This is a genomic window from Reichenbachiella sp. (assembly GCF_039944555.1).
GTDB lineage: Bacteria > Bacteroidota > Bacteroidia > Cytophagales > Cyclobacteriaceae > Reichenbachiella.
This window is the reverse complement of the sequence record NZ_JBDUYN010000021.1, coordinates 100,570-108,207: the sequence shown is the minus strand read 5'-3', so window position 1 is coordinate 108,207 and position 7,638 is coordinate 100,570. Positions and strand designations below refer to the sequence as shown.

Sequence of the window (7,638 nt, the reverse complement as noted above, 5' to 3'; positions counted from 1 at the left end):
GAGGCAGGTTGCTGAGGCAGGATTGAATGTAAGAACACATTTTACCCCACCTCAGGATTACATTCTGCCACTTAGGGAATTAGTCAATGATGGAGAACTTTCACTGGCCACTCTCGACCGAAATGTGCGAGATGTGCTTAGAGTGAAATTTGAACTGGGACTATTTGACGAACCATATGTCAAAGACACGAAAGCCGCTGATAAGATTGTGGCGAATAACACCAAAGACTTTGTGTTGCAGATGGCAAAAGAATCCTTGGTGCTTCTGAAAAATGAAAATAGCACACTACCACTGGACATCAACAAGCTGGAAAATATCCTTGTAACGGGTCCGCTTTCGGTTGACACAACTGTATATGTAAGCCGCTATGGACCACAAAAAATGAAGATCACTAATGTGCTGCAAGGCATCCGGAATTATGTTGGGAACAATGCAAAGGTCGACTTTTCATTGGGATGTGAAGTTGTGGATGAAGCCTGGCCGGAGAGTGAGATTATACCAATTCCATTGAGCAACGAAGAACAAAGCCTGATTGATGATGCAGTAGCAAAAGCTAAACAATCCGACGTGATCATTGCTGTAATGGGAGAAGATGAGAAGCGTTGTGGAGAAAGCCGCTCAAGAACAGATTTAGGGCTTCCAGGCAGACAGTTTCAGTTGCTTCACGCCTTGAAGGAAACAGGCAAACCAATCATCTTAATTCTAATCAATGGTAGACCACTAACCATCAACTGGGAAAACCAGTACATCCCTGCAATTCTGGAAGCATGGTTCCCAAATGTAGAAGGACCAAATGCCATAGCGCAAACCATCTTTGGGGATTACAATCCAGGTGGGAAGCTGCCTATTACATTCCCAAGATCAGTTGGGCAGTTGGAGTTGAATTTTCCATACAAACCCAGTTCTCAAGTTGGTCAGCCATCTTCAGGTCCAAATGGAACTGGTAAGACCTCTGTGGTAGGAGAGTTATATCCGTTTGGTTATGGAATTAGTTATACCGAGTTCGAATACAAAAATCTGAAGATCACACCAGAGTTAGCCAAAACTCAGCAGCAGATCGAAGTGTCAGTGGATATCACGAACACCGGCAAAGTCAAAGGAGACGAAGTGGTACAGCTCTACTTTAAGGATCTAGTGAGCAGTGTGATCGTATATGAGCTACAGTTGAGAGGTTTTGAGCGAATCACCTTAAATCCGGGAGAAACCAAGTCGGTCAACTTCACACTCAAACCAGAGGACTTACAACTATTAGATAGAGACATGAACTGGACAGTGGAACCTGGAGAGTTTGAAGTTTTGGTTGGTTCCAGCTCGCAAGATATTCGAGCAATGGGAAGTTTTAAATTGGAATAGTCTAATTGATAATCAGATTTTAAAAAGGGATTATCGCTTGTGAATCTTTTTGAAGATGTGGATGCACGGCAAAAGAGCAAACATGTTGACTGGCAAGGAGCGTCATGATATTGGACGTCCCAGTGATGCAGGTTACTTAATCCGGGGGGTGTAGAAGAGGATTATCTCCACCTAATGAATTATGAAAACGATAGATGGCCTTCCGGAGAGCCGATCGCAGGATATCTCAAATATGAAGGTAGTCCGACCGATACTGTGGTTTCGAATAGCTGACCGCAAGATAAAGAATATTGGAAGATGTCTTTTGGTAAGCGACCCATCGACGAACTATACAATATAAAGATGGATGTGGAGTGTATGAATAATTTGATTGATAACCCAGAGCTTATTGGGACTTTGGAGTCTACAATGATTGAGCAACTCAGACTTCAACAAGATTCCAGAATGGTTGGTAATGGCGAATTTTTTTTGGTAGTTACATTTTTGATAACCCTTCCAATGATGACTTCTACAACAGTTATCTAAATGGTGAGCAAAAGACGAACCGATGTGTGAATAGAAAAGACTCTGTTAAATGATCATTTGAGTGAAAATTATATTTTTAGAAAGATGAAATTAAGAAAAAAGATGAAATTAAAAATCGGTACTGTCATGCTTCTTATTTGTCAGCTTCTGTCTACAGAAGCACAACAAAAAACTAACATCATTTATATTCTGGCGGATGATCTGGGGTATGGAGATCTGGGGTGCTTTGGGCAACAAAAAATCCTTACCCCAGAGATTGATCAAATGGCGGCTGAAGGCATGAAGTTTACCCAACATTACGCTGGCTCAACAGTTTGCGGACCAAGTAGAGCTAGTCTGCTTACAGGCCTGCATTCTGGTCATTCACCTGTGCGAGGAAATCCCCTTTGGACATTCATAGGAAATCCTGTTGATATGCCAAGAAGCCAGATCACGGTGGCTAAAGAACTCAAACGAGCAGGATATGTCACGGGTATAGTAGGGAAATGGGGAATGGCTGAGGCAGATTTGGAAAGTATGCCGCTCAATCAGGGTTTTGATTATTTCTACGGCTATAGGAAGCATAAAACGGCTCATTACTATTATCCAGAGATCCTTTGGGAAAACAACGATCCTTTTCACCCAGAGGGCAATGACGAATATAACGCCAAAGGCCAATATTCTCATGATAGCTTTACGTCAAAAGCAGTTGAGTTTGTTCAACAAAATGCGGATACTTCCTTCTTTCTTTATCTGGCATATACCATTCCTCACCAGGAGTTGACAGTACCGGAAGATTCAAAAGCTCCCTATAAGAACCTTGGCTGGCCGAAACGAGAGACTGGTAGACATCATGAGCCAGGCAATGTGACCTACGCGGGGATGGTAAGCCGCATGGACAGAGATATCGGTCGATTACTTGATGAGTTGAATGACCTTGGGATAGCTGAAAACACTTTGGTTATTTTCACCAGTGATAACGGGCCAGAATTTGACAATGGTTTTTTCGATAGTAATGGACCACTTACTGGTAAAAAAAGAGATCTATACGAAGGGGGTATTCGAATCCCTTTTATTGCCTATTGGCCAAACCATATCAAAGCAGGATCTACCAGCGAACATGTCTCTGCTTTCTGGGATTTCTTTCCAACAGCCTGTGAACTTGCTGGGGTAGAACCATCTACTCGAATAGATGGAATTTCCTATTTGCCATCATTGTTAGGTGAACGGCAGGCAGAGCACAACTATTTGTATTGGGAAATTAATGTACATGAGGGCCCCATTCAGGCTGTGAGGAAGGATAATTGGAAAGCAGTAAAGTTCTATAATAAGCCAATTGAGCTATATGATCTCAGTGAGGATGTCGGGGAGAATAACAATTTGGCAGAAGCAAAGCCAAAAAAGGCAGAGGAGCTTATGAATTTGATTGGATCGGCACGAAGCTATAACCCTGCGTTTCTCTTAGAGCCACACCCCAGAATTTTGAAAAAATGAAACTCATGTAAGGTGCTTAAAGCATTTCATTAGAAAAATAAATCAAAGGAGAAGATTTAAAGATTAAAAATCATGAGATACCTAAAATCCATTTTTGCACTCTTTTTATATTTTGTTGTAAACGTCTTATTAGCCCAATCTTGGCAACCCTTATTCAATGGAAAAGACTTAAAGAATTGGAAGCAGTTGGGCGGAGAGGCGATGTATTATGTGGATAAGGATATGATTGTTGGAGAAGCAGTACCCAATACGCCTAACTCCTTTCTAACCACCAAGAAATTATATAGTGACTTTATCCTTGAGTATGAGGTACTAGTCACCACAGATTTGAATTCAGGTGTCCAGATCAGGAGCAATAGCTTGAAGGATTATAAGGATGGCAGAGTCCATGGCTACCAAGTAGAGCTCGATCCATCGACAAGAGGTTATAGCGGTGGGGTTTATGACGAGTCGAGAAGAGGTTGGTTGTATCCATTGGCTCGAAATAAAAAAGCCAGAACAGCCCTTCAATATGGTAAATGGAACAAGGTAAGAGTTGAAGCCATTGGCAATAAGATCAATACCTGGATCAATGGCATACAGTGTGCCAGACTGGTAGATGACATGACTGCTGAAGGGTTTATTGGGCTTCAGGTTCATAGCATCAATGACAAAGAACTAGAAGGAGCAAAGATCAAGTGGAAGAATATGAATATTCTGACAGAAGATTTATCAGACAACTCATGGAAAGAAGATCCTGAAGTACCTGAGATCAGCTATCTGAAAAATGAGCTTACTTCATACGAATTGGATCATGGGTGGAGACTGCTTTGGGATGGAAAAACATCAGATGGCTGGCGAGGAGCCAAGCTGGATAATTTTCCTGCAGGAGGTTGGACAATCGAAGATGGCACTCTGACAGTAGCAGAAACAGAAGGAAAAGAATCAGCAGGTCCTGGTGATATTGTGACAACTAAGGACTACTCCAATTTCGAACTGAACTTGGAGTTTAAAATTACCGAAGGAGCCAATAGCGGCATCAAATACTTTGTTGACCCTAGACTCAATAAAGGATCAGGCTCAGCGATTGGTTGCGAGTTTCAGGTTCTTGACGATAAAAACCATCCGGATGCCAAGAAGGGAGTTAATGGCAACCGAACAGTCGGCTCGCTGTATGATCTGATCACAGCAGAAAATCTTTCTGTACCCGGTCGGGATAAAAGTTTCAAAGGCATTGGTAATTGGAACCATGCAAGAATTGTATCGAAAGACGGCAAAGTAGAGCACTGGCTCAACAATGAGAAAGTGGTGGAATATGACCGCAATTCACAAATCTTCAGGGCGCTTGTAGCCTATAGTAAATACAAAGACTGGGAAGGCTTTGGACAGTGGCCAGAAGGTAAGATCCTGTTACAAGATCATGGCAATGAAGTGAGCTACAAAAACATCAAGATCAGAGAACTATGAAAGAGAATAGCAGAAGAGACTTTATCAAGAAAACAACCCTGGCTACAGCTGGTATTTCAATGGCCAGCAGTTTGTCAGCAGCTAGCTATAATAGGATCATAGGAGCCAATGACCGACTCAATGTGGCTTTCATTGGACTAGGTAGAAGAGTTGGAGCCTATGTGCCAAGCCTGGAAAAGAAGAACAACGTGCGTTTGGCTTACTTGTGTGATGTGAAGAAAAGCCAGATTGACAAAGCCATGGGTGAGCTTAAAAGCATCATCTCCTACACACCCAAGACAACTGAAGACATGCAGGAAATCTTTGTAGACAAGGAAGTTGATGCGATCTTCAATGCGACTCCTGATCACTGGCATGCACCTGGTTCGTGGATGGCTATGCAGCAAGGTAAGCATGTGTATGTAGAGAAACCGTGTAGCCACAATCCATGGGAAGGAGAGCTATTGGTTCAGTATGCCAAGAAATACAACAAAGTGATCCAGATGGGCAACCAGCAGCGATCCTCGCAGCATACTATTGAGATCATCAAAGAGATTCATAATGGCCTAATTGGAGAGCCTTATAAAGCAGTAGCTTATTACAATAATAGTAGGGGAGAAGTTCCACAGCGCATCCAGCAAGCACCACCATCAGACCTGAACTGGGATCTATGGCAAGGGCCAGCACCAAGGGAGGATTATCGCCATGATACGTGGAACTACAACTGGCACTGGTATGGCTGGAAATGGGGTACGGCAGAGAGCGGGAACAATGCGATGCATGAATTAGATATCGCACGATGGGCGCTTCAAGTAGAGTTTCCAAATAAGATCACGACAGAAGCAGGTAAGCGACATTACAAAGAAGATGGCTGGGAGATGTACGACACTATGTACGCAACTTTTGACTTTGACAATGAAAAAGTGATTAACTGGGATGGTAAGTCAAGAAATGGTTACACGACCTATACTGGGGGAAGAGGAACCTTGATTTTTGGATCGGAAGGGACAGTTTTGGTAGACAGGGATCATTTTAAAGTATTTGATCGTAGAGGTAGGCTTTTGAAAGAACTAAGTTCAGGAAGCAGTGAAGGAGGACTTGCGTTAGGGGGTGGAGGTGATACGAGCACAAATCATGTGCTAAATTTCTTTGATGCCGTCAGAGGCAAAGCCAAACTCAACTCCCCAATTGACGAAGGAGCGAAGAGCACATTGCTGTGCCATCTGGCGAACATTTCCAGCAGACTCAATAAAACGTTGGAACTAGACAGCAGCAATGGGCATATCTTTGACAGAGAAGGTATGAAACTTTGGAGAAGAGAATATGCTCCAGGATTTGAGCCGAAATTGTAACAGAAATACCTGTAAATGATTGAATTAAATAGGAGGAAGTTTATAAAGTCAGGTTTTACAGTTGCTGGAGGAGCTATGTTAACCGCAAGTCTGGCAAACCCATTTTCAAGCTTTGCAAAAGACAAGGTCAAAGTTGGGGTAATAGGTGTTGGAGATAGAGGTACGGGACTCATGAGCTTGATGAAAGACTTGGATGGTTTTGAGATAGTAGCTCTGGCCGATCCTTTGCCCTTCCGTCTGGAAAGAGCCCTTGCTAAAACTCTAAAAGCCAAAGGCTACACCAGTCATGCTGAGCTAATTCAAGATAAGAATGTTGAGGCTGTTTTTATCGCAACTCCATTTTCCACTCATGGTGAAATAGCCATAGCTGCTCTTAAAGAGCGAAAGCACGTTTACTGTGAGAAAACCATGGTAAAAGGAGTGCATGAAATTCAGGATGTAATTGATATTCACAAAAATTCCGGTTTAGTCTTCCAGACCGGTCATCAGTATCATAGTAGCCCGCTTTACAATAAAGCACTTGAAATTATCCGCTCAGGGCATCTGGGGGAAATCACCTCATACGAATGTCAATGGAACCGAAATGGAGATTGGAGACGTTCAGTACCTGATCCAAAATGGGAACGCATGATTAACTGGCGGATGTATAGAGAGTATTCTGGTGGGTTGGTTGCAGAGCTGATGTCTCACCAGATTGATTTTATTAATTGGGTACAGCAGGAGTTTCCTGAGAAGATCACAGGTTTTGGTGGAATAGATCACTGGAAGGATGGCAGGGAGACATTTGACAATGTTCATATGCTTTACAAATACCCTTCGGGTTTAGACGCTTCATTTACTTGTACCACAACAAACGGCTATGATGATTACCAGATAAAAGTGCTAGGCTCTAAGGCTACCATGATTTTGGATTATACCAAAGGCCAGATTTGTGCAGAAGGAAAACTTGATCTTGAAACAGGTATAGTCGATGGTGTTTCAGGAGCTACCATCCAAGCCTGGAAAAAAGGCGAGGGGGTACCTATTCATGCTCCGGGAAATGATCCGACCCTGGACGCTATACAGCAGTTCTACAACTCGATTGTTAACGGGGATCCTGTGATTTCTGATATTCAAACTGGCGCACAAACAGCTAAATGTGTTCAGATATCCTTAGATGCCTTGTATCAGGAAGAGATTAAGGTTTGGAAGGACTATCAAGAGCTGAAGTTTTAGAACCTAACTTGATGGTTGAAGGAAATTGGAGTTTGTTTAATTGATTTTAGGGGCTCAAGGTTAATAGAGGTTATTTTCATCTATGTGTGCTTAATGCTAGGCTTTGGTCATGGTGGGCCTTCGGTATCAATAATTTGATCTCTCCTAAACCAAGTACTTTCCCCAAAAGTGACATACCCCAGCATATTGCTATGCATCCAGGTCCAGGTATTTCCAATTCGAAATGATTCAAATGGAATGTGGGTATGTCCTGAAATCCAATGATCTGCTTTGTGGAATTCATATGAAAGCCAG

General features: G+C 42.6%; 6 protein-coding genes. All 6 read left to right on the top strand.

Going from position 1 to position 7,638, the window contains the following annotated elements; genetic code table 11:
• Nucleotides 1-1,354, top strand: a 1,354-nt coding sequence (locus tag ABJD64_RS25410; protein ID WP_348208281.1) for a glycoside hydrolase family 3 C-terminal domain-containing protein, incomplete at its 5' end; no start/stop codon positions are given.
• A gap of 297 nt (nucleotides 1,355-1,651) precedes the next feature.
• Nucleotides 1,652-1,879 carry a hypothetical protein gene (locus ABJD64_RS25405; protein WP_348208280.1) on the top strand — a complete coding sequence of 76 codons (228 nt, stop codon included), beginning with the start codon at nucleotides 1,652-1,654 and terminating at the stop codon, nucleotides 1,877-1,879.
• A 102-nt stretch (nucleotides 1,880-1,981) separates the two neighbouring features.
• A complete protein-coding gene (locus tag ABJD64_RS25400) occupies nucleotides 1,982-3,352 on the top strand; it encodes an arylsulfatase (RefSeq protein ID WP_348208279.1) in 1,371 nt (456 codons plus the stop codon).
• Nucleotides 3,353-3,424: 72 nt separating this feature from the next.
• The gene (locus ABJD64_RS25395; protein ID WP_348208278.1) at nucleotides 3,425-4,798 is read left to right on the top strand and encodes a DUF1080 domain-containing protein; all 1,374 of its coding nucleotides are present in this window, start codon (nucleotides 3,425-3,427) and stop codon (nucleotides 4,796-4,798) included.
• Complete coding sequence (locus ABJD64_RS25390) at nucleotides 4,795-6,129, top strand: Gfo/Idh/MocA family oxidoreductase (RefSeq protein ID WP_348208277.1); 1,335 nt, start codon at nucleotides 4,795-4,797, stop codon at nucleotides 6,127-6,129. The genes ABJD64_RS25395 and ABJD64_RS25390 overlap by 4 nt, the downstream gene beginning before the upstream one ends.
• 15 nt (nucleotides 6,130-6,144) lie before the next feature.
• Nucleotides 6,145-7,344, top strand: a complete 1,200-nt coding sequence (locus ABJD64_RS25385; RefSeq protein WP_348208276.1) for a Gfo/Idh/MocA family oxidoreductase — start codon at nucleotides 6,145-6,147, stop codon at nucleotides 7,342-7,344.
• Nucleotides 7,345-7,638: the final 294 nt, after the last annotated feature.

What these genes read in the sequence shown, in the direction of transcription:
- ABJD64_RS25405 (WP_348208280.1), top strand. Translation starts at nt 1,652, where the DNA reads ATGTCTTTTGGTAAGCGACCCATCGACGAACTATACAATATAAAGATG.
- ABJD64_RS25400 (WP_348208279.1), top strand. Translation starts at nt 1,982, where the DNA reads ATGAAATTAAAAATCGGTACTGTCATGCTTCTTATTTGTCAGCTTCTG.
- ABJD64_RS25395 (WP_348208278.1), top strand. Translation starts at nt 3,425, where the DNA reads ATGAGATACCTAAAATCCATTTTTGCACTCTTTTTATATTTTGTTGTA.
- ABJD64_RS25390 (WP_348208277.1), top strand. Translation starts at nt 4,795, where the DNA reads ATGAAAGAGAATAGCAGAAGAGACTTTATCAAGAAAACAACCCTGGCT.
- ABJD64_RS25385 (WP_348208276.1), top strand. Translation starts at nt 6,145, where the DNA reads ATGATTGAATTAAATAGGAGGAAGTTTATAAAGTCAGGTTTTACAGTT.